This window comes from Thalassolituus sp. (assembly GCF_034111725.1).
Taxonomy (GTDB): Bacteria; Pseudomonadota; Gammaproteobacteria; order Pseudomonadales; family Oceanobacteraceae; genus Thalassolituus.
On record NZ_JAWUWR010000027.1, the window covers coordinates 11,907 to 34,401 of the forward strand.

The window sequence follows — 22,495 nt, forward strand, 5'->3', positions numbered from 1 at the left end:
ACGACGACAACTACCATGCCTTCGCTCTCGATTGTTATTCCTATGTATAACGAGATCGAGAACGTATCACCAATGGTGAGCCGTGTTCATGAAGCCATGGCAGCTTATAACGGCCCTTGGGAGTTATTGGTCGTCGACGACGGAAGCACTGACGGCACGCCACAAGCACTGCACAAAGAAAGCAAAGCTTATGGCAACCATGTACGCATAGTCGAACTGCGTCGTAACTTTGGCCAAACCGCAGCAATGCAAGCGGGTATTGACGAAGCTCGCGGTTACCTAATCGCCACCTTAGATGGCGATTTACAGAATGATCCAAATGATATTCCACGCATGGTTGCGCATTTGATCGAACGCGATTTGGATTTGTTAACGGGCTGGCGCAAGAATCGTAAAGATGATTTGTTTTTACGTAAGATTCCTTCACGCATCGCTAACCGCCTCATCGGTAAGATCACTGGCGTGCGTATTAACGACTACGGCTGTTCACTCAAGATCTACAAATCGTCTGTAATCAAGCAAGTAAGATTATATGGCGAAATGCATCGTTTCATACCAGCATGGGTAGCGGCAGTCGTGCCACCAAGCCGTATTGGCGAAATCGTGGTTAACCACAATGCACGCGTTGCCGGTGAATCTAAGTACGGGATTTCTCGTACCTTCCGTGTGATTCTCGATTTGCTCTCGGTGTACTTCTTCATGCGCTACCGCGCACGCCCAGGTCACTTCTTTGGCTCTATCGGCTTGGCCTTAGGCTCGGTGAGTGGCATGCTTTTGGTCTATCTAGCATTCGTTAAATTTGCACTGGGTGAGGATATTGGTAGTCGTCCACTCTTCATGATTGCAGTGGTTTGTATGATTGCTTCATTACAATTTTTAACCACGGGCGTTTTGTCTGAGCTGATTTCTCGCACCTACTTCGAATCATCGCAGCGCCAACAGTATGTGATTTATCATCGTACGGATGCCTGCGATATCGATACCGATTGCTGGGCAGAACCTGAAATGAAGATGCCAGAAGGCTCTGAAGGCACAACGCCAGAAACGGCAACGGATTCGGACAAACATGCATAAATTGCCTATGCCGCTGTGGCTATTTGCCACAGTGGCAGCATTATTCTTTCTAAACTTAAACGGCTACTTGCTGTTCGATCACGACGAAGGGGCATTCAGCGAAGCCACTCGAGGCATGTTTGAGCGCAATGATTTTATCACCACCTATCTCAACGATAGAGTGCGCTTTGATAAACCTATTCTCATTTATTGGCTACAAGCGGCCTCTATTTCAATCTTCGGTACTGAGGTTTGGGCTTTCCGTCTACCTTCTGCCTTGGCTGGCTTATCGTGGGCGCTGTGCATTTTCTTTTTCGCCCGTCGTTTTGTTGATACCCAGTCGGCCAAAGCCGCGGTTTTAATTGCCGCAACGGCCATTGGTATCAACGGCATTGCGCATGTCGCTACCGCGGATGCCTTGCTTAACGCCCTACTCGCGGCAACCTTGTTGTCCATGTATCGCTTTAGCCAAGCGCCGAACAATACGCAGTTATATCTTATCTATGCCCTGATGGCTTTGGGCGTATTAACCAAAGGCCCAGTGGCCGTTGCTATCCCCTTGATGGTGGCTGCACTATTTTTCCTAACCTCTGGGTTAAAGCGCGAGTTTTGGCGGGCGATCTTTTTTGTACCCGGCTGGATAGTATTTATCGTTATTGCCGCCCCTTGGTACGTATTGGAATACCAAGCGCAAGGGCAGGATTTTATTGATGGCTTTTTCCTAAAGCACAACGTCAATAGGTTCAATAATGCGATGGAAGGTCACGACGGTGGTTTTTTCTTCTATCCGCTAGTTTTGCCTTTTGTACTAGCACCGTTCGGTGCTTTGTTACTGCGTATCGTGCCGACTGTGCGTCATATCGCAGGATCACGTTTTGATCTACTTGATCGCTTTTTATGGATCTGGTTTTTAGTCGTATTGGTACTTTTTAGTTTAGCCAGCACTAAGCTTCCGCATTACATCTTGTATGGTGCTACGCCGCTCGTCATCTTGATGGCCCGTTATCGTAGCTTGCTGCAAAGCCGCTTATTCAGTTTGGTATTTCCTGCGATTTTGTTCGCGGTTTTCATTGCCTTCCCACTGTTGATTCCAACCATTAAAGCGGGTCTTACGAATCCTATTGAGATTGCAGTCGCAGAGCGTGCCGGTGATTACTTTGATCAAAACTTTGCCATTTTAGCAGCCCTAGCGGCGCTAATTAGCTTGGCCTTAATACTTTGGCGTCGATTTAGCCCTTGGTTCAGCTTGGTAATGGTGGGCATAGTTCAAGCACTCTTCATTTGGTGTGTATTTGTCCCGACTTTTAGCGAAACCCAGCAGCGCCCAGTTTACGAAGCGGCACAATTCGTCAAACAGCTTGATGTGACAGTGGTAACTCAGTCTATTGATATGCCGAGTTTTAACGTCTATCTCGACAAGGTAACTGAGCGTCGCAGTCTAAAAGTCGGCGAAATTGGTTTTGCCCGCGAAGACAGATTATCGTCGATTGATCACTACCAAATACTGTTTCAATCTGGGCCTATCGTGATCATTCAACGCTCAGCGCCGAATGCGAATAGCGGTAATCAACCAGCCAACACCGCAAAGGAAGACGGCAATGATCAACCATGAGCGCCTTATATTTGCAACGATCACTGCCTATTTGTTGTTGGCATTGGCACTGATTTTCACCGATAGTAACGCCGATACCTTTATTGCTATTCAGACACTTACTCAACACCTTCCCGACGTATTTTGGGGCAACATGACCCTAGTCGCCGATACGCTATTTGCAGTGGCTGTATTAACGATTGCCTGCAGTTTCAAACCTACCTTGTTTAATCAATCAATCGTGTTATTGTTGCTGGGAGCTGTATTCGTACAAGGGTTAAAATTTGCGTTGGATATCCCACGACCAGCGGCAGTACTCAATCGCGAAGTGTTGCACGTGATCGGCCCATTCTTAAAAAACCACAGCTTTCCATCCGGGCACTCGTTTACGGCGCTAGCAGCGGCGGGCCTACTGATGATCAACACACAACGCATTGCATGGGCAATGATCGTACTGATTATTGCCAGTATTGCTGCACTATCTCGTGCGGCGGTCGGTGCTCATTGGCCTCTGGATATCTGCATTGGCTCTGCCAGCGGCCTGCTATTCGCATGGTTAGCCATCAAAATCGTCAACGAGTACACTTGGCTACAAACGCAAGAATTACGATTAACTGCCGCAGTGCTGATGACCATCGCAAGCTTTGCTTTGCTGTTTCACGATAGTCGCTACCCCGATACAAGATTGCTCGGAGGAGCCGCTAGCGTACTCGCTGTTTGTGTTATCGGTTATCGTTATTGGTTCCTTAATTGGCGTCAGCGCAACCGAGCAGAAGCAACAGAGACATAACGGCAATTAACTTTTTCTTTTTGCCTTTTTGGTCAGTGCTTTATAGTGTTGGCCTGAGTGGTTATGGGATACCTTAAATACATAGGTATTTAAATATTTAGAGTCAACGTTTTTACGGTTCCAGAGTATTTATCATGCGTCGAGTTGTGGTTACAGGTTTAGGGATTGTTAGCTGTATCGGTAACAATAAATCCGAGGTTCTTGCGTCGTTACAGGCGCAGCGTTCCGGTATTCGAGTAGTTCCAGGATACGAAGAAATGGGGCTGCGCGCGCACATTGCCGGTGTGCCACAAATTGAAATGGATGATCTTATCGATCGTAAGCTACGCCGTTTTATGGGCGACTCCGCCGCTTACTCCTATATTTCTATGCTTGAGGCTATTGAAGATTCGAGTCTAACGCCTGAACTTATTAGCAACCCACGCACTGGCTTGGTTGCCGCATCTGGTGGCGCGTCCAGTAGCGAAATCGTTGAAGCCGTCGATATCATGCGTGAAAAAGGTATACGCCGCGTTGGGCCCTACCGTGTTACTCGCACCATGGGCAGCACAGTATCAGCAAACTTAGCCACCGCATTTGGCATTAAAGGCATCAACTACTCTATTGCATCCGCCTGCGCGACCAGCGCTCATTGTATTGGCCATGCGATGGAACAGATTCAATGGGGCAAACAAGATATCGTTTTTGCAGGTGGCGGTGAAGAAGAACACTGGTCACAAACCATGCAGTTTGATGGCATGGGCGCGCTGTCCACCAAGTACAACGACACCCCAGAAACAGCCTCCCGCCCTTACGATGCAAATCGTGATGGGTTTGTTATTGCAGCCGGTGGCGGCATCATCGTGCTAGAAGAGTACGAACATGCCAAAGCACGCGGTGCGACAATTTACGCCGAAATTACTGGTTATGGCGCAACTTCTGATGGAGCCGACATGGTGGCTCCATCTGGCGAAGGTGCTGAGCGTTGCATGCACAATGCACTCGAAATGGCCGGAAACCCTACCATCGACTACCTCAACACCCATGGCACGAGTACTCCTGCAGGGGATTTGACCGAGCTAAAGGCCGTAAACCGTGCTTTCGCTGGCAAGATGCCACCAACCAGTTCTACTAAGTCGCTCACAGGTCACTCTCTAGGTGCGGCGGGCGTTCAAGAGGCGATCTACTGCTTACTAATGCAAAAGTATGGGTTCATTACTGGCAGTGCCAATATCAGTGAACTAGATCCAGAAGCCGTTGGCATGCCTATCGTGACTGAAAACCGCCCTGCTGAACTAAAGACCGTTATGTCGAATAGTTTCGGCTTTGGCGGCACTAACGCAACACTGGTTTTCCAGAGCGTATAAAAATGACATACTCGCGCCGCTCATAAACCGATAATTTTTTAACCATTGGTTTACCCAATTTGAGCAAGCATTGACTAATTCACCGGTTCGTTAGAAATCGGATATAAAAAAGTACAGACCAAGCGCCGCACATTAAGCGACTTATTCAAGCTGAATGGTTAAGCGACATCCAACCAGATTCGCGACGCAATTGATCTCAGGTACAGGTGGAATACACAACGAATGACACAATTAGATTTAAGCGCGAACACTGACTCGACAAAGCACATTGACGAGTTATTTCAGAAGGCAGAGCAACTGTCGGCTGACTTTTCACTGTTCCCAGAGTACGAAGATAACGCGGTAGATCACAGCGTTAAAGGCCTTATTGCGCCTGAAGATTGCAAGCTAGAACTTGATCGCCTGAAGTCACTTAACATCGACAATTATATAGAACAAGTTGTAGCACCGAGCGAAGGTTCGCAGCGCATTGGCGCAAAAACCATCGTCCAACATATCGCTCTGCGCATAATTTCTGAACTAGAAGATGGCCCGCTCTATTGTGCTGAAGCAGAAGTCGACTTTGGCGGTCATGCACGACGCATTGGTTTTATTTGCCAAAACCGCGAATTCAACAACGGCACATGGGGCGCGCAGCACCATAACAAGGCCGCACAACAAGCACGCGTGTTTGCTAGCCGCTCAATGCCTATTGTTACTTTCATCGACACCCCAGGTGCCGATGCCAGCGAACAAGCCAACGCCAATAACCAAGCTCACTCCATTAGCCATTTAATTACTGAGATGGCCAATAACGATGTGCCTACGCTAGGTATTATTTGGGGTGCGGGATATTCAGGCGGTGCTATTCCTTTAGCAACCACCAATATCTTGTTATCGGTACGTGATGGTATTTTTAATACGATTCAGCCTCAAGGTTTGGCCAGTATTGCACGTAAGTACAACCTGTCGTGGCAGGAATGTGCTAAGTACGTGGGAGTGTCGGGTTTTCAATTACGCGAATCAGGCATTATTGACGGCATTATTGATTACGCGCCAACAGATGCCGACGAAAAACGTATAAATCTTCTGAAGGCGATTACCACTGGTATTGAGTCAATCGAAAACAGTGCTAAAGATTTCGCCCGCACAAATCCAGATTTGATGCTGCATTACCAACGCAGTGTGGAACGATTCTTAACGCCTTCTGAAAAATTATTAACCCTACAAAAAGGGTCTAATTTCTTTTTAGCGCAGTCGCCAACCGAACACATCAACATCTTCGGTTTGACCTATCGCTACACTCGCTACCTCACGCTACGTCGTCGTATTCATTCAACGACGCTCGAGAATTATGGCCGATTAGCGGAAAAAGAAATCCCTGAAGGACAGCTGCAAAAGCGTTTGCAACGCGAAACTAAGCGTAAATTCCAAAACTGGCTGCAAGCACCAGAAAAGATTGTTTACGATGATGACCTACATAAATCGTGGAAAAACTTCTGGGCTAAATACGAAGATCGTGAAGGCAGCCGCAGCACGATTGCGCGTTTATTCTTGGGTGAGCCGAAGAATAACTATTTAAAAGCCAAGCAAGATTTATGCTTTAACCTCGGTTTATATTTATTTAATCGTTGGAAATCTGACGCAACTGTCAACTTCCAAGGGTTAATGAATTATCTCGAAGATTATAAACAAAGCCGTTTTTTATTACGCGCCAACGATATTTTAGATGCCGTTGCCGTTGCTGAATTTCTAGAGCACAACCCGCACCCTCTGGCGACCTACATTCGTGAGCAATTACCACACGAAACTCGTCAAGAGTTGACCGAAGGTTTAACTAAAGAAAAATCGAAAGGCGCACTACGTCAATCTTTGGCTACTGCGTTAAATACGATTTTAAAAGACGAGTTATTACCTGAAGATATTCGCGCATCGCTAAAATTATCGACCCGTACAGAAGCCCTGTCTAACAGCGTTGCTAGCATGAAGGTTGAAGCGAACCGTCGTATATTGGAAGAAGCCTTAGCGCCATATATTCAGTTCCGCCAAGAAAACATTCAAAATCCGGCGCATCCAGACATTACGATTCTTGATGCGATTTTGCATGACGAACTGCGTTATGAATTTTCACAAGTATGTCAAAACATGTTGGTATTTGGCCGCTTGTACGACAACTTTATTCATAATTTAGGCAGCGTTGCCAAAGAAGCGAACGAGAATCGCAGCTTAAGTCGCGAAGCCGTAAAAGCACTACTTGAGAAATCATTATCCGAAGCAACAGCGGGTGATACCTATACCGCAGCTGAGCGTGAATCGTTTAACCATTGGTTGAGCTATTTTATTAAAAGCTCACAGCGTGGTGATTTCCTAAAATCAGTAGAAGAATGGAAAAAGCTGGCATTCCCGCGCTTATCCGACACTCTATTTGTTGTTATTACTTTTATTTTCGAGAAGTTGCTGTCGGAATATCACAGCGCCGAGCTTGATGGTAAAAATTACAACGGCCGTATAAACCCGGTATCGATTGGTCGTCGTAAAGACTTCTGGAACCGCTTGACCATGGCCTACCACGACTTGTTAATTCAAGAAGTGCTAGACGATGCCAAACGTCAGAAAAAGACATCTGCTAGCGCCCTCATTGAGCGCTTCTTTAGTGATTTCGAAGAGTTAAATGCAAACCTAATGTCGGCAGATCCTGTTGCCTTCCCTGGTTTACTTAATTCCATTGACGATGCTTTAAAGAAAGGCATTAAGCCATGTGGTGTTATCACTGGTTTAGGCACGATTAAAGTGGGTGGTCGCGAGCAGCGTGTTGGGGCTTTGATCTCGAACTTAGAATTCCAAGCTGGTGCCTTTGATATGGCCAGTGCCGAGAAATTCTGTAAGTTAATGGTTGAATGCGCGCGTCAGCATTTGCCGCTGGTATGCTTTGTTTCTTCTGGCGGCATGCAAACCAAAGAAGGCGCTGCTGCGCTATTCTCAATGGCCGTGGTTAACGATCGCTTAACTCGCTTTGTACGCGATAACGACTTACCCATTGTGATCTTTGGTTTCGGAGACTGCACCGGTGGTGCGCAGGCGAGTTTTGTTACTCACCCTCTAGCGCAAACCTACTACTTCTCTGGTACTAACATGCCCTTTGCTGGGCAAATCGTTGTACCTTCGTACTTGCCAAGCACTTGCACATTATCGAACTACTTGTCGGTGTCTTCGAAGTCGATGGACGGCCTCGTCGCTCACCCATTCCTACCAGAATTGGATGAACGCCTGCGCGCTATCGACCCTGATATGCCAGTGGCTCGCTATACAGTCGACGACGTACTAGCACGCGTACTTGAAGGTTATGTAACGGCTGAACGCATGGCTCCAGATACTGGCAGCAATGCAAGCAAGCTGAAGAAGTATGGCGAAATCAATAAAGTATTGATCCATGCTCGCGGCTGTACTGCGGTTAAATTAATTCGCAAGGCGCAAGAAAACGATATTAAAGTGGTTTTAATTCAGTCTGACCCAGATATGGAATCCGTTCCTGTCGATATGTTAGGACCTCAAGACCGCGTGGTTTGTATTGGTGGTAATACTCCAGACGAAAGCTATTTAAATGCCAAGTCAGTTTTGCGTATCGCTCACCACGAAGGCGTCGACGCTCTGCACCCAGGTATTGGTTTCTTATCCGAGAGCAGCCAGTTCGCTGCCCTATGTGGTAACCACGACATTAATTTCGTCGGACCTCCAGTATCTTCGATGGAAACGATGGGCAACAAGTCGAACGCTATTAACACTGCCATGCGCGTTAATGTTCCTGTTGTTCCTGGTTCTCACGGCATTCTTACTAGCTCGGCGAATGCCGCTAGTGTTGCTGACGATATTGGCTACCCTGTGCTGCTTAAAGCAGTGCACGGTGGTGGCGGTAAAGGGATTCAAGTGGTGTTATCCCCGGATAATATTCATTCCCTATTCCATCAAATTTCGACCGAAGCAAAAGCAGCATTCGGTAACGGCGATGTCTATTTAGAAAAATACGTCACTTCATTACGCCATATCGAAGTTCAGGTATTGCGTGATAAACACGGTAATACTCGTATTTTAGGTCTGCGTGACTGTTCGGTGCAGCGTAATAACCAGAAGATTTTCGAAGAATCTGGTTCCACTATGTTGCCGCGCGAACTTGAGCAAAGCGCTTATGATTTCGCCGAAAAACTAGCCGATGCGGTTAAATACGTGGGGGCGGGTACCGTTGAATTTATTTTCGATCTCGACTCAATGGCAATCTACTTCATGGAGATGAATACTCGTCTTCAAGTAGAGCACCCTGTTACTGAGCTCGTGTCAGGTATTGATATCGTTACGACTCAATTCAAAATTGCCGAAGGCGGCAGTATTGAAGATATGTCACCTAAAGCGAATGGTTATGCGATTGAAGTTCGCGTTAATGCTGAAAAAGCGGTGCGTAAAGGCGATAACGTCGAATTCGTTCCGACACCAGGTACTATTCGCGAATGTGTTATGCCTGCCTGCGATCATATCGAATTAATTTCGATGGCTGCGCCGGGTAAAAAAGTATCACCCTTCTACGACAGCATGGTGGCACAGATTATCTGTTACGGTACCGACCGTGACGACACCATTAAAAAATTACGTACGTATTTAGAACAAGTACGTATCACCGGTGTTTGCACCAATATCCCGTTATTAAAGCGTGTGCTTGATGACGAGGTTTTCTGTAAAGGTGTTTACGATACAACCTATTTGCCGCAATTCTTAGATCGTATTGATGTGGATGCTTTGATTCTCGACATTCAAGAATCTGCCGATATGAATGCAGATGCTGTCGATGCATCACAGCTGAAAATCGAAGGCTCTGATGAATTAAAAGTACTGTCGCCCTCGACCAGTATTTTTTATGGATCATCGTCTCCTAGCGAACCAGCATTCGTGAAAGAAGGCGATATTATTGGTGTCGATCAAACACTGTGTTTGATGGAAGCCATGAAGATGTTCACACCATTAAGCTTGAAGCAATTCAACCGCACAGGTGCCGAACTGTATCCTGCTAATCAGAAGTTTAAGGTTACGCGCATCATGAACAGTGATGGCCAGCAAGTGAATCAAGGCGATCTACTATTTGTGGTTAAGCCAATTGCAAGTGCTGAGAACGCCGCTTAATTGATTCAAAATGTCCGTTTGATTACGGGCAAAAAAAAGAGCGCAAATCAATTTGATGTGCGCTCTTTTTTTATGCGTTTAACTTAGTGCGTAGCTCTGACTTAAACTTCTGTCTATTAAACCTCTATCGATTAAACTCCTAGGATTACCAACGGTTTATCGCCCTTCTGCGGTTCACACAGACTGATACGAGACGACAATACGTTATCTTTATTGTCTTTTACACTGGCTAAATACGCTTTAACAGCGGCCGAACGCTTTTGCGCATAATTAACCCAGCCGTCACCCCATTGCTTAGCTTCATCCGTACTAACCACTGGGCAAACCTGAAGCTCCAAATCGGTTTTCTTACTCATCATTCTACCGACGGTATCCAAATACTCTTTTTGGTTGTCGTTTAATTCTGTGACAAATTGATCATAATTAAGATCATTCAACCGTATTGAAAATAATTGATCACTTGCAAAAGAGGCCAAGGTAATCAATCCAGCGTATGGCTGTAAAGATTGTTTTAAATAATACACAGTTGCAGTTTTTAACGCCTTAGTAGTGATCTGATTGATCACATCATTGATGCCAACATCAGGATCTGTGATATCCCCTGACAAAGGCACTTCTAGGCGAATATTATTATTATCATCACGAAGAACCGACAAGGCAGTATCTAACGGCATCGCGATTTGCTTGCTAATACGATTAATCGTGGCGTCATCAGCTGGTTCCAACTTACTATTTTTTAATAAAATATCTGTGTTACCGCCCAGCTGACCGTCATGCAATGTAATATCGGCATCAACTTTCAACATACCTTTTTTCACGCGATAACCCATCGCCTGAACCACATATGGATTAAATGCCGGTAAATTCAACTGATCGATGGTAAAGGTTAGCTCACCTTCAGGCAGGTCATTCTTCAGGCCCAAGGCACCTTTAAGAACAATACGATTATAAGTATCCAACCCTGTCACTATCGTCATTGGAATAGCAGTTTCTAGATTAGCGGTATCGACAGCGCCCGTTTCCAATTCATAAATGCGTAAGTCGGCGGTCAGTACTGGGGTCACACTTTCATCAGTCCAATGCACTTGGCTTAAGTTATCGTCATCGCCAACTTGTTTTACCCCAGCAATACGCACACTAAATGTCTGAGATGGCGCAACGTCTTCTTCCGTTAGCGCTTCGGTATCAACTGACTGGCCTGCTGGAGCCGTCGCCGGTGCACTTGCAGGGATGCCGATGATGTTGCCATTGGCAGCACGGGTGACCGTTGCTACGAGCCCTGCATAGGTATGTAAGCCCGTAGTTAAACTGATCTGATTAACGGCAATATCGGGAATATGGTATTCCTGTAAGCTTAATAACGGAACAGCGCTGTTAGCCCCATAAATGTTTAGTTCCTTCACATCCACTTGCTCGATATTTTGGTACTCAGTACCGCCGCTAACACCGTTAACCGTTAAACTGGCTAAGGTCATATTACCGTCGGTTAAATGCTTAGCACTCAGATCGGTTATACCAAATTTTTGTAGGGTAATATTAGGCGTTGTTCTTAATTCGGTAACATTAATATTTTCCCAACCAAGTGATGCTAAGGTCACACTTTCAAGACCACCGGCAACATCGGCTGCAGTGAAATTACCCGCATAAATTTTTTCTATACTGGCAACCGCAGTCGCAAGATCAACATCGACATTGTCGATTGAGAAATCCTCTAGCTGCACATTACCTTGCTCGGGTAAGTCTGCACTAGCACCCGTAAGGGTTATATTGGTAATCACTACAGCTGGATCGGTTGTAATGTTTTTCGCCGTAATTGAATGCATTCCCAGTGACTTTAATGCCGCTTTAGTAACACCCAAATCAGCAGTATTTAAGTTATCGGCTTTAATATTACCAACCGCAGCCGTCGCGTTCGCCAAATCCACTTGAACATCGTCAACGATAAAATCGCCTAGTTCGGCACTACCTTGCTCGGGCAACTCAGTGACTAAATTATTCAGCACAAGCTGTTTGATACTTAAAACAACACCGGCTTCGGAATAACTCGCGTCGACACCTTCTAGTGATAACTTGCTAAGCACCAACGATTTAAGCGCGTCGCCAGTGACGTCTAAATCATTTAGAACACTATTAGCCGTTAATCGCGGGTTGGTGAAAACATCATATAAATTACCGTCTAAGGTAAAAGTAAGCGGTTTTTCTAGCGACATTGCCTGCGGCTCTGTCAGATTAAATTCCTTTACGGTTAAATCAATGGTTACGGGAACCGCAGCATGACTAGCGCTGTTTAATTGACTGAGGGTGATGCTCTGCAAGTACACACCAACACTTAAGCCATCTTGTTTCCAATAAATGGTGTTGTCGGTGAATTCCACTGAATCGACCAAAAATATCCACGGGCTGCTAGAATCATCACTGGCGGTTTCGTCAGTGGAAACAGGTGCATCATCGCTTGCCAACGGAATTGGAAAACCTGCAAGGACTAACTCATCGCTGGTTTGTTTACCGTTAAAACGTAAGCCATGCAGAGAGGCCTGCTGAATATGAATTTCTTTATTAAACAGGCTAGCCAAACGTACATTGAGGGCTAGCTTATCTAAGCCAACCTCAACCTGCTCGCCGGTGCTTTTCGACGGATACTGAGCATTAACGTCTTTTAGTAAAATATGACCATTCCAAGGCGATATCCCCCAGTCACCAATCATTAGCTGATAACCATCGCCAAGCTTAGCGTACTCCTGTTCGATGTAACGTAAACCGAACTTAGGCACCGCCCAGAAAATAGCCGTGTATAACACGACGAAGGTTATTAACGTCACGGCGCTTATGATGGTAATACGACGCGATACAAACGAACTCATTTGAAAATCTCCGAAATAAATCAAGAAAACATTAACGCTGGAACTATAAGGATATTGCTCTCTCTAATTAGACCACAAGGCCTGCCGTAAACCACTGGCCCGCTCGACCCTTGTAGCAACGCCCGACTGCCAACAAGGCAAACTGGTTAAGCACTGAAAAGATACTTTTGCTCGCGTAATGGCGGTATAGATAAGCTCTCGGCTAATCACTGTTTGCCACTCTAACGGCAGTATCAAGTACACATGCTCAAATTCCGAACCTTGGCTTTTGTGCACTGTCATGGCAAAGGCGGTTTCATGCGGTGGTAAACGACTTGGTAGTAAATAACGAATAGCGCCATCACTGGCAATAAAGGCTACGCGATCTTCCCCTTCATAAGGAACTAAAATCCCGATATCGCCGTTAAATAATCCCAGATCATAATCATTGCGGGTAATCATCACCGCCCGCCCCGGATACCACGCGCTATTACTGCCGGAAGAACTCGCCGGTAACATACCCGTCTCTTTAAACAGACGTTCAATTTGGCGATTAGTTTCCTCTACGCCAAATTGCCCTAGGCGCACGGCTACCAATACCTGAAAATCGTTAAAGCATTGCAATATTTCAGCAGCAGACGCTTGCTCTCTTACCGCACGACAATAATCCTGATAGCCAGCAATCACGCGTTGTTGCCACGGCAGCACGCGTAACTGGCCGTCAACGGCACTGTGCCAAGCAATCGTTAAATCGTCATATTGCCCAAAAAGAGTCACCGCCTCGTCGCTATTACCAGCATTCACAGCCGCTGCTAAACGACCAATGCCGCTATCTTTATTAAAGCGATGGGACACGCGTAAATGCGCTACGGCATTCTGCATCGACGCATATGTTCGATCAGCTACCGCCGTTAAATCAAATCCAGTAATACGACTGAGACGCTGCGAAAACTCAACATCCGGCGCATGACTGGTGCCCGCATCACACAAATCGGCCAGCACACTGCCCGCCTCCACCGAGGCCAACTGATCTTGATCGCCCAATAGAATCAAACGCGTATCGGCAGCTAATGCTGAAAACAAATGAAACATCATAGGTAAGTCGACCATAGACGCTTCATCGACCACCACGCAATCGTAGGGCAGCGAACGCCCGTTATGATATTTAAACCCACGCGGCGACCAACCCAATAAACGATGCAGGGTAAAACTCTCGTCGGGAATTCGCTCACCGTTGGCAACGCGATCACGAGCATGGCGAATAGATTCTGTCATACGTGCCGCTGCTTTTCCCGTTGGGGCGGCTAAAGCAATACTCAGATTTGGATTCTGACTTAACAATGCACTTAACAGCCGCGTTACGGTTGTCGTCTTCCCTGTACCTGGACCACCGGTAATCACTGTAAAGCGCTGCAAGCAGGCACTGGTTGCTGCCACTGCCTGCCAATCAACTACTGGCGTATCACCACCATCGGATGATTGAAATAATGTTCGAATTGCCGTCGCTAATTCATCATCGTTTACTAAGAGTGCATTATTTAAGCGCTGTTGAATATGATTAAACACTCCACGTTCATAACTAAAATAACGCGATAAATATAAGTTGCCTTGAAACAAAGTTAACGGCGGCTGTTCTTCTGCGCCGGAGTGATCCTTTTCATCTTTATTCTGATCGGCGATATGAACAACCACATGGCAATCGGCCAGCAATGCGTTGAGATCAACTGGCTTTGGCCATAGGTTTTGCCATTCGGGCAACGGGCTTCGCGCCAAGGGTAAGCACACTTGCCCTCGTCCCAATACCAGACTGACTCCTGCCGCTGCCATAAATAATGTCGTCGCGTCGGTTTGTGTCAACGGCTGAGCACTCTCTTCTCTTCGTTGAAATTCGTAGTCGACAATCTGCTTGGCAAGTTGCACATCAATACTGCGCAAGCGACCCCGACTTAACATAGCGTCGATTAAAGTCGAAAACTCGGTATTCAGCAGAGTCTTATTTAGCAGGAGTTTTTGTGTTTGCATTATGCATCAACTCCCAATAATACCTTGCGCCATTGAGCCAGCGCAGTTAAATCTGGCGGCAAATAAAACACCCCAGCGTGATTAGCCTTCGCTTGCTCTGTTCCGTCGGATACTGGATATATTGGCTTGCTCGGCTCTGCGCCAAATAAATCGCCCTGCATGGCATTAACCGATTTTTTCACCGTTTTTTGTTTTTTCGCGTTGGCATCTGGCATCACAATGTCATCGAATACTTCCCCCGTGAACTCAGTAATCATGCCACGTAAATACAAATAATAAGTGCCGCCTAAGTGTTGCTCTGGCGCATAGTTAGGCAAACGAACACGCAACAGTTGATCTAAGGCGACGGTATAGATCCATGCCTGAAGGTCGTAGTTGTGATCTTTCATCGACTCCCAAAGTGACTCTGGCTGATAATTTTCAGCCGAATTACCCAAATGATTCGATTTATAGTCAGCTACGTAATAACGGCCATTTCGACAAAAAATCAAATCAATAAATCCTTTTAAATAGCCTTGTAAACTATCGAATTGCAAAGCACGTTCATCCAGTAAGCGATTGACCTCAGCGGAACCAAGTTGTGCAATCGGTAAATGGAATTCCATTTCGTCTAGGCGCTCATCACGCTTCAGCTGAGCCAAGGAAAATTCGGATTCAAATTCTGAAACCAGAGGACATGTCACTACCTGTTGCAGCCATTGCACTAGCGCTGGTGCAAGTTCGATATCTAAACCAAAATGCTGCAATTGCTGTAGGCAGAGTTCGTGTAACTTAGCCGCATCGACGAAATCCCAAAGTTCCAATATGGCATGCAAACAGGTACCCGGTGTTGCGCCTTTAGGGAACGACAACGCCGCTGGAATACTCGCTTGTTGTATTTCGATCGTTGAGTCATCGATTGAGTAAGGACTTGCAAGCTGAAGACTCTCGGCTTCGACGTCGAAAGTCGGCTGATCCATCTGCTCCAATATCACGGCATATTCACCGGTTGGCGCTGCATAAGCGTGACTCGCAGCGGTTAACTGGCTATAGCTGCTCACTCGCCAACAATCGCGCGTGTAACCCGTAAAGGTATTCGCGGTTATCGCTGTACTGACGCTGCTGTGATTAAAATCAGCGCTTCCCACCCACTCGGGCATCGGCCCTTGGTAAATAAAATCACCCTTAAAGTCAGCAATTTCACCACTGACATCACATTGCAGTAAATAACCGAGTGCGGAGAAAGCCAGTTGCGGAACATCTTTCTTTTTTGAATCGGCATTACTCACCCAAATAAAACAAGCATGACGCGCACGGGTTAACGCCACATACAACAAGCGTAAATTTTCGGCGGTATTATCGCGAATTTGTGCATCTTTGGCTTTTTGATCTGGGGCTAGGTTAATCACTAAGCCTTGTTTATCGTCAACGTAATGCGCTTCGCTTTGCGAGAAAGGTATAAAGCTGTCATCCCAAAGATAGGGCAAAAACACCAGCGGATATTCCAAGCCTTTAGATTTATGAATGGTGACGATATTTACCAGATTTGCATCGCTTTCTAAACGCAACTGCGCTTCTTCGCCGCTGCGTTCTGTGGCAAACACCTGATCACCAAACCAACGAATCAAGGCTTGATGGCCACGCAAGCGGCGACTGCCCTGCTGTAGCAGTTCGCCTAAGTGCAATAAATTGGTTAAACAGCGTTCGCCATCGTCTTGGCTGCGCAAGCGCACCGCACGCTGATCATCTTCCAGCCATTGCATCATGGCCGCCATCACTCCGCGCTTTTGCCATAACTCGTGATATTTAAACATCACGCTTAATTGCTGTTCCCAGGCACGTTCATCATTTAATAAATGATCGAGTGTATCTGCACTCAAACCATAGGTCTGGGTACTTAAAGCCGAACGCACGGCGCGCTCATCGCTTGGCTGCGCAATGGCTTGTAACCAAGAGAAAACATCACGTGCCTCCTGCGAATCGTAAACACTATCGCGGGTTAAAAAGACACTACCAATCCCTAAGCGACTTAATTCATGGCGAATACGCCCCGCTTGCTTGCGCGAATAAACCAGCACAGCAATATCACTGGCTTGCACTGGCTTGTTATCTGGCGACTCACCAAACGAACCACCACCCTGCAATAGAGCCTGAATTTGGCTCGCGCATTCGGCGGCGACACGAGCCCGCTCCGCCGCCCGTGATTCGCCCGCACCACCTTGCCATAGATGCAATAAGGGCTGATTTTTTGCTGAATTTACTGTGTTTGCAGCGTTTTGCGCACTGAGCTGTAAACCGCCATCATTGCGGCGACCACTCGCTGCAACCGGCATAAACTTAATGTCGTCGTCGAAAATAAACGGCTTAGCATGCGCTTGCCATAATTGGTTAACTGCGGCGACTAAACCACTGTGACTGCGATAGTTGGTATCTAAGGTAAAACGGCGCTCATCCGGTAAACTGCGGCGCGCTTGAATATAGGTAAAAATATCCGCGCCACGAAAACCGTAAATCGCCTGCTTAGGGTCGCCAATCATATACAAGCCATAACCCGGCTTGGCGTCTGCGGATTGATACGGATAAATACGGCTAAAAATACGATATTGCAGTGGATCAGTATCTTGAAACTCGTCGATCATTGCCACCGGATACTGAGCGCGAATATGTACGGCCAATAACTCGCCTTGTGGGCCAGCAAGCGCTTGATCTAATAAGCGCAATAAGTCGTCGGGCGTTAATGCCCCCGCGCGTTCTAATAAATCTAAATAACGGGTTTTTACCGCAAAGTACCAGCTTTGCTGCAACGCCAGACTTAATTGATTCGCCACCGGTAAGAAGGCATCCACTGCAGCAAATAACGCATGGGTTGGCGCTTCGCCTTTTTTGGTTTTTTCAAATAGTTCTTCTTGGCCAAAGCGATACAAATTAGCCGTCGCAGGCAAGCTAAACCCTGAGGTTAAATAATCGTTGGCTTGCTCTAACCAATTCGGCAAATTCTTTTTACTGTACGAACGCTTATCTACGCCCGACTGAGCAATAACATCAGCAAGGTTAGTTGCACCAAGGCTATGCCATAACTCGGCAACGCGCTGATATAAGGCTTCGGCCTTAGCCCACTCTTGCTCCAATGCAAAGGACGTATCGGCTTTAACAATATTCGGTGAGAAAACAAAATCTGGGCGCGACAACCAATTGCGAATCAAACTGAATAATTTATCGGGGCCGCTAAACTGCGAGCAGACAAAGCGACTTTGATCTAACCCTAAGGGATAACTGCTACTGCGCCAGACATCTTCGCAGGCTTGTTTTAAATAATCAGCAGCATCCAGTACTAACTCGGCATCGAACACCACAGCGCTATCGAAGGCGAACTGCTTCAGCATGCGCTGACAAAAACCGTGAATGGTATAAATCGCTGCTTCGTCCATTTGCGATAAATTCAGTTGTAACCACTTAGTTAATTCGCGCGAGGTTAGCGTCGCAGAATCGGCGTGCGCAACTTCCGCTAACCAACGATCTAATTCATGAGTCGCTTCTTCACCTGCGTTTAACGGCGATTGCTGGCGCGACAATACATGCTCGAAGGTTTCGCTAATGCCCTCACGAATACGCCCGCGTAATTCTTCGGTGGCGGCACGAGTAAAGGTCACCACCAATATTTGATCTGTGCCTAAGCGTGGCAAATCCGAACGGTGCGCTAATAGCAAGCGTTTATACAATTGAGTAATAGTGTAAGTTTTACCCGTACCCGCACTGGCTTCGATTAACGATTGGCCCTGCAGTGGGAATTGATCAATATTGAGGCGTTTCATAAATCGCCTCCATTTTTATCAAAACCGGAATCACTATCCGTACTGGTATCGTGAGTTTGAATCGGGTTCATCAGCCACTGCCATTTATCCAGCCAGCTCGCGCGTAATTCGCCATCGAGTAATTGTCGTGGCAAATCCGGCAGGCAACGCTGACTTTCAATTTGGGCAAATTCGCCGATATCGCGGTTCAATTGCTCGACGATAATTTTATCGTGTTTTTCTTCATCATTTTTCAGCAGCGTCCAGAGTATGTCGGGCAGTTGATCGCTCGGCTCACACCAGTGCTGCCAATACAGAGCTAAACATTGCTGCACATAGGCGACGGCCTCGGCATGCGATGGCGCGCGCACGTGGTGTTCCAGCAACTTTTTGTTGTAGCCAAAAATATCGGCGCCGGTAATTGAGTTCTTTTCGCCCGAACTGCCATCACAAGCGCTTTTGTCACAGGCAATAATAAATACCAGATCTAACCACAAGGATAACAAGTGGCTGCCGCGAATATCGCCCACGCGGTAGTGCAATAATCGTCCGGCGAATACTTGCTGTAATTCCCCTTCAATAATCGTGGTGGTTAAACCCACATTGGGGATTAATGCCTCACATTCAATACTCAACGAACGCGGCTCTGCTGGTGCCGCTAAATGACTTTGCAGGGCTTCAATTAATTCCGCAACATCATCTACCAAACCTTCACCGTGCACGTGACCGATATTATTAACCGGCAAATGGCCCAAGGCTTGTTGTTGCTGGGTAAATTCGAGCACATCGGCATCGTGGCCCGCCAGCGCTTGCTCAACCAACTGATTGCGTAATTTATAGCGCTCTAAACCATCGAGATTAAACGGCTCTTCGTTAGTATGTTCTTGCCAATATAAATTTAAATCGGCTTTTAAGCGGCGACGTAAAAAGAACGCCGACGGCTTAAGCAACGCCTCTTTAATATCTTTCCACGCCACCGTGCGCGTATCGAGATCAGCAGGAATATTCAACGGCGCCGTTAAAAAAGGCTGCGCCGCCCGAGTGGCATCCACAGTTTGTGCGCCCACATTCGCCACCGCCGCCCACAAAGGATGATGGCTTATTACACTGCGTGGATGCGTAGGCTGATATACCGCCGAGCTAAACGGCTGCAACGGCAGCTCTTCAATGAGCCAATTGTGCATCTGCTCGCGGCTTTTGCGCGCCGGTAAATCAGTGCAATCGGTAAGGCAAAAACCATCGCTGATATAATCGATGAGTTCGCTCACCAATACCGACGGTTGCAACTCGCTGTTTTCACGGCTGTCGCGCCCACGATAACTGATATAGAGTTTTTCTTGGGCCGAACACACGGCTTCTAAAAACAAATAACGGTCGTCGTCGCGACGGGAACGATCCCCACGACGCGATTTTCCCGACACCATTAAATCGAAACCAATTGGTGTGACTTGGCGCGGATAATCTTGGTCGTTCATGCCTAACATGCACACAATTTTGAACGGAATAGAACGCATCGGCATCAGGGTACAGAAGTTAACTGGCCCGGTTAAAAACCGCTGCCAACCGCCCTGTTGCCCTAATTGCTCGTTAAACCAGGTTTTAATCACCGCCGCAGGCAAGTCGCCAGCGTAAGCGGCATCCGCTAATTCCTGACGCCAGCGCTCGATGGCATCGCGCACGCGCTGCAATGTCATAGTGTCGTCTAAATCGGGTAGATATAAATCATTCAATAGTTGCGGTAAGGCGCTTAGCCATTCCTCAACGTTATGCGACTGGCTAAAAAAGTGCTGCCAGTTTTCCAGAGCATCGACAAAGCTCAGCAATTTACCCAGTAATTCGGCGGCATTACCTTCCACCGCACTGACCGGCCAGTCGCCCTGCCAATGGGTTGCTTCGCCATTAGCGCTGTTAATATCCGGCAACATTAAACCCAGCAATAATTGGCGCAGACCTTTGCGCCAACTGTTTTGCTCAAAATTCGGTAAGCCCAATTGCTGACGATGATTGCCATCTAAGCCCCAGCGAATTTGCGCGCGCTCGAACCAATCGCGCAGTGTATCTAACTCGCTTTCGCCGATATCAAAACGCCGGCGAATGGCGGCCACATCCAGCCAGTCTTGTACATCGGTAAGCAATAACCGGCTATCGGCCAAGCCCATTAAACTGATCACGCTATCGAGCAAGGGGTTTTCGCTCACCATGGATTGGTCGGCAATGGCCCACGGAATACGCTGGCCTTCCGGCGCACTGGCGAATACCGCATCAATGTAGGGCGCGTATAAATCAATATCCGGCACCATCACCACAATATCGCGCGGATGCAGGGTGGCATCAGCACTTAACCAAGCCAACAATTGATCGTGTAAACGTTGCACTTCGCGCAAGGCACTGTGCCCCGCAACAAATTGCACACTGGTATCGTTAGCCGCCACCACTTGCTTAAACTGACTATGCGCTAACGCCTCTTCGCCATAGGCCAAGGCTTGGCGATCAAATAATTCTAAAATATCCGCCTGCACTTGCTTGAGCATTGTTAGCTCAGTAGCGGCGGGATCAACCCAAGCTTCAACATCGGTAACGCTACCATCTTCGGCGCCATCGTGAACTAAGGTTAAAAAATCTCGACCCAAACGGCCCCACGAGGCTAACAGCGGATTACCACGTTCTAAATACTCAGCAGCCTCGGGTTGTTGGCGCAAAATTCGCGCTTGGCGGCGATCATCAACAATATCGCCCCAGAAATTGCGGCAAGGATTAAGCAAAAAGAAATGCACGTCGATATGATCCGAAATCGCATTCAGGACCTGCCAATACGACCCCGGTAATGCAGCAATGCCAAACACAAACAAACGCTTAGGCATAGACGCCAAGCGCTCGGGATGCTGCCCCACCAAATCGCTTAACTGTTCTAACAAGCGCGCGCGGTGATCTAGGCTATTGCCCAAGGCTTTCGAATCGGCAACCAAAGCACGCCATAAATGCGGCTGCCACGGCTGCGAACTGACGTCGGTATCATCGACCTTATCGTCGCCGCGCTCCCACGCCAGCAGCCAATCGGATCGATAAACCAAATATTGATCGAATACGTCGGCAATTTTATGCGCTAACTGATAGCACTTAATGCCTTGTTCATCGTGCTCTAGATAATGCTTAACCGGTGCAAACAAGCCGCCATGCTCAGGATCGCTCACCAATGCCGGCAGCAAACGCATCAACTTCCACGCCATTGCCTGCTTATCAAAATGCGAACGCTCGGGTAACTCAGGCTTTAACTGGTTAAATACTGTCCAGACATAAGACGACGGCAGCGGGAAATCGACCTGCGCCGCAAGGCCCAAACCATCGGCCACCTGCAACTTCAACCACTGCGCCAGGCCCTGACGCTGCACCAGAATCGCCTCGCGCGCCAAAGGGCTAGGCGGCTGCTCACGCATCAGCGCTAGCATAATGCCCTTTAGAACATCGAGATCATTGGAGTGATAAAGCCGGAACATACAATCCTTGAGGTATCTGGCATGAGCCGTGAGTCGCGTGAATAGGGCTTTAGATTACCAGAATTTGACGGGGATGATGACCTATCAATACACTGCTAGCGAATATCGGCGATTCACTACCGCAAACACGAGAACCAAGCCTTCCAATTGCAATATCGGTAGGCCTAATAGGGATATGACAATGGCCACTTCGATCATTACAGAGCAGGTACTAACTGACTTGATGCGGGTAAATTTCAATAGTGAAAAGGGTCATTCGCTTCAGGCAAGTAAACAAACTGGTGCTGCGTTAAATGCATGGCAAACCATTGATATTGCCGGTTCACAATATTCAATCAGCAATAAAACGGATAACTGTATTGCCTTTAAACAGGAGGTGGTGCAATGAATAGAATAGCGGCACTTGATGATTCATCAATACTGAGAGACTGGGGGGGGGGGGCT

The 22,495-nt window shown here is 47.2% G+C and carries 10 protein-coding genes; 6 read left to right on the plus strand and 4 right to left on the minus strand.

What is annotated here, in order from left to right:
- Window positions 1–15: 15 nt before the first annotated feature.
- From UXZ23_RS03945 to UXZ23_RS03965, 5 genes are all read left to right on the plus strand, one after another.
- Entirely contained in the window at window positions 16–1,074 is a 1,059-nt protein-coding gene (locus UXZ23_RS03945) for a glycosyltransferase family 2 protein (protein ID WP_320819343.1), read from the plus strand.
- Window positions 1,067–2,665: a glycosyltransferase family 39 protein gene (locus UXZ23_RS03950; RefSeq protein ID WP_320819344.1), complete on the plus strand. Its 1,599-nt coding sequence runs from the start codon at window positions 1,067–1,069 to the stop codon at window positions 2,663–2,665. The genes UXZ23_RS03945 and UXZ23_RS03950 overlap by 8 nt, the downstream gene beginning before the upstream one ends.
- The gene (locus tag UXZ23_RS03955) at window positions 2,652–3,434 is read left to right on the plus strand and encodes a phosphatase PAP2 family protein (RefSeq protein ID WP_320819345.1); all 783 of its coding nucleotides are present in this window, start codon (window positions 2,652–2,654) and stop codon (window positions 3,432–3,434) included. Before UXZ23_RS03950 ends, UXZ23_RS03955 begins: the two co-directional genes overlap by 14 nt.
- A 134-nt stretch (window positions 3,435–3,568) precedes the next feature.
- The gene (gene fabB / locus UXZ23_RS03960) at window positions 3,569–4,780 is read left to right on the plus strand and encodes a beta-ketoacyl-ACP synthase I (protein WP_320819346.1); all 1,212 of its coding nucleotides are present in this window, start codon (window positions 3,569–3,571) and stop codon (window positions 4,778–4,780) included.
- 222 nt (window positions 4,781–5,002) lie between these two features.
- Window positions 5,003–9,925: a biotin carboxylase N-terminal domain-containing protein gene (locus UXZ23_RS03965; protein WP_320819347.1), complete on the plus strand. Its 4,923-nt coding sequence runs from the start codon at window positions 5,003–5,005 to the stop codon at window positions 9,923–9,925.
- 131 nt (window positions 9,926–10,056) lie between these two features.
- Here UXZ23_RS03965 and UXZ23_RS03970 read toward each other — a convergent pair whose 3' ends face one another.
- The 4 genes from UXZ23_RS03970 to recC form a co-directional block, all read right to left on the minus strand.
- Complete coding sequence (locus UXZ23_RS03970; protein ID WP_320819348.1) at window positions 10,057–12,786, minus strand: DUF748 domain-containing protein; 2,730 nt, start codon at window positions 12,784–12,786, stop codon at window positions 10,057–10,059.
- A gap of 63 nt (window positions 12,787–12,849) precedes the next feature.
- Window positions 12,850–14,787, minus strand: a complete 1,938-nt coding sequence (gene recD / locus UXZ23_RS03975) for an exodeoxyribonuclease V subunit alpha (RefSeq protein WP_320819349.1) — start codon at window positions 14,785–14,787, stop codon at window positions 12,850–12,852.
- On the minus strand, window positions 14,787–18,578 hold the full coding sequence (recB, locus tag UXZ23_RS03980) for an exodeoxyribonuclease V subunit beta (protein ID WP_320819350.1): 3,792 nt from the start codon (window positions 18,576–18,578) through the stop codon (window positions 14,787–14,789). Before recB ends, recD begins: the two co-directional genes overlap by 1 nt.
- On the minus strand, window positions 18,575–22,051 hold the full coding sequence (recC, locus tag UXZ23_RS03985; protein ID WP_320819351.1) for an exodeoxyribonuclease V subunit gamma: 3,477 nt from the start codon (window positions 22,049–22,051) through the stop codon (window positions 18,575–18,577). Before recC ends, recB begins: the two co-directional genes overlap by 4 nt.
- A 181-nt stretch (window positions 22,052–22,232) precedes the next feature.
- On the opposite strand from recC, the gene UXZ23_RS03990 reads away from it, so the two are divergent.
- A complete protein-coding gene (locus UXZ23_RS03990) occupies window positions 22,233–22,439 on the plus strand; it encodes a hypothetical protein (protein ID WP_320819352.1) in 207 nt (68 codons plus the stop codon).
- The last annotated feature ends 56 nt before the right edge of the window (window positions 22,440–22,495 follow it).

What these genes read in the sequence shown, in the direction of transcription:
- UXZ23_RS03945 (WP_320819343.1), top strand. Translation starts at nt 16, where the DNA reads ATGCCTTCGCTCTCGATTGTTATTCCTATGTATAACGAGATCGAGAAC.
- UXZ23_RS03950 (WP_320819344.1), top strand. Translation starts at nt 1,067, where the DNA reads ATGCATAAATTGCCTATGCCGCTGTGGCTATTTGCCACAGTGGCAGCA.
- UXZ23_RS03955 (WP_320819345.1), top strand. Translation starts at nt 2,652, where the DNA reads ATGATCAACCATGAGCGCCTTATATTTGCAACGATCACTGCCTATTTG.
- fabB (WP_320819346.1), top strand. Translation starts at nt 3,569, where the DNA reads ATGCGTCGAGTTGTGGTTACAGGTTTAGGGATTGTTAGCTGTATCGGT.
- UXZ23_RS03965 (WP_320819347.1), top strand. Translation starts at nt 5,003, where the DNA reads ATGACACAATTAGATTTAAGCGCGAACACTGACTCGACAAAGCACATT.
- UXZ23_RS03970 (WP_320819348.1), bottom strand. Translation starts at nt 12,786, where the DNA reads ATGAGTTCGTTTGTATCGCGTCGTATTACCATCATAAGCGCCGTGACG.
- recD (WP_320819349.1), bottom strand. Translation starts at nt 14,787, where the DNA reads ATGCAAACACAAAAACTCCTGCTAAATAAGACTCTGCTGAATACCGAG.
- recB (WP_320819350.1), bottom strand. Translation starts at nt 18,578, where the DNA reads ATGAAACGCCTCAATATTGATCAATTCCCACTGCAGGGCCAATCGTTA.
- recC (WP_320819351.1), bottom strand. Translation starts at nt 22,051, where the DNA reads ATGTTCCGGCTTTATCACTCCAATGATCTCGATGTTCTAAAGGGCATT.
- UXZ23_RS03990 (WP_320819352.1), top strand. Translation starts at nt 22,233, where the DNA reads ATGGCCACTTCGATCATTACAGAGCAGGTACTAACTGACTTGATGCGG.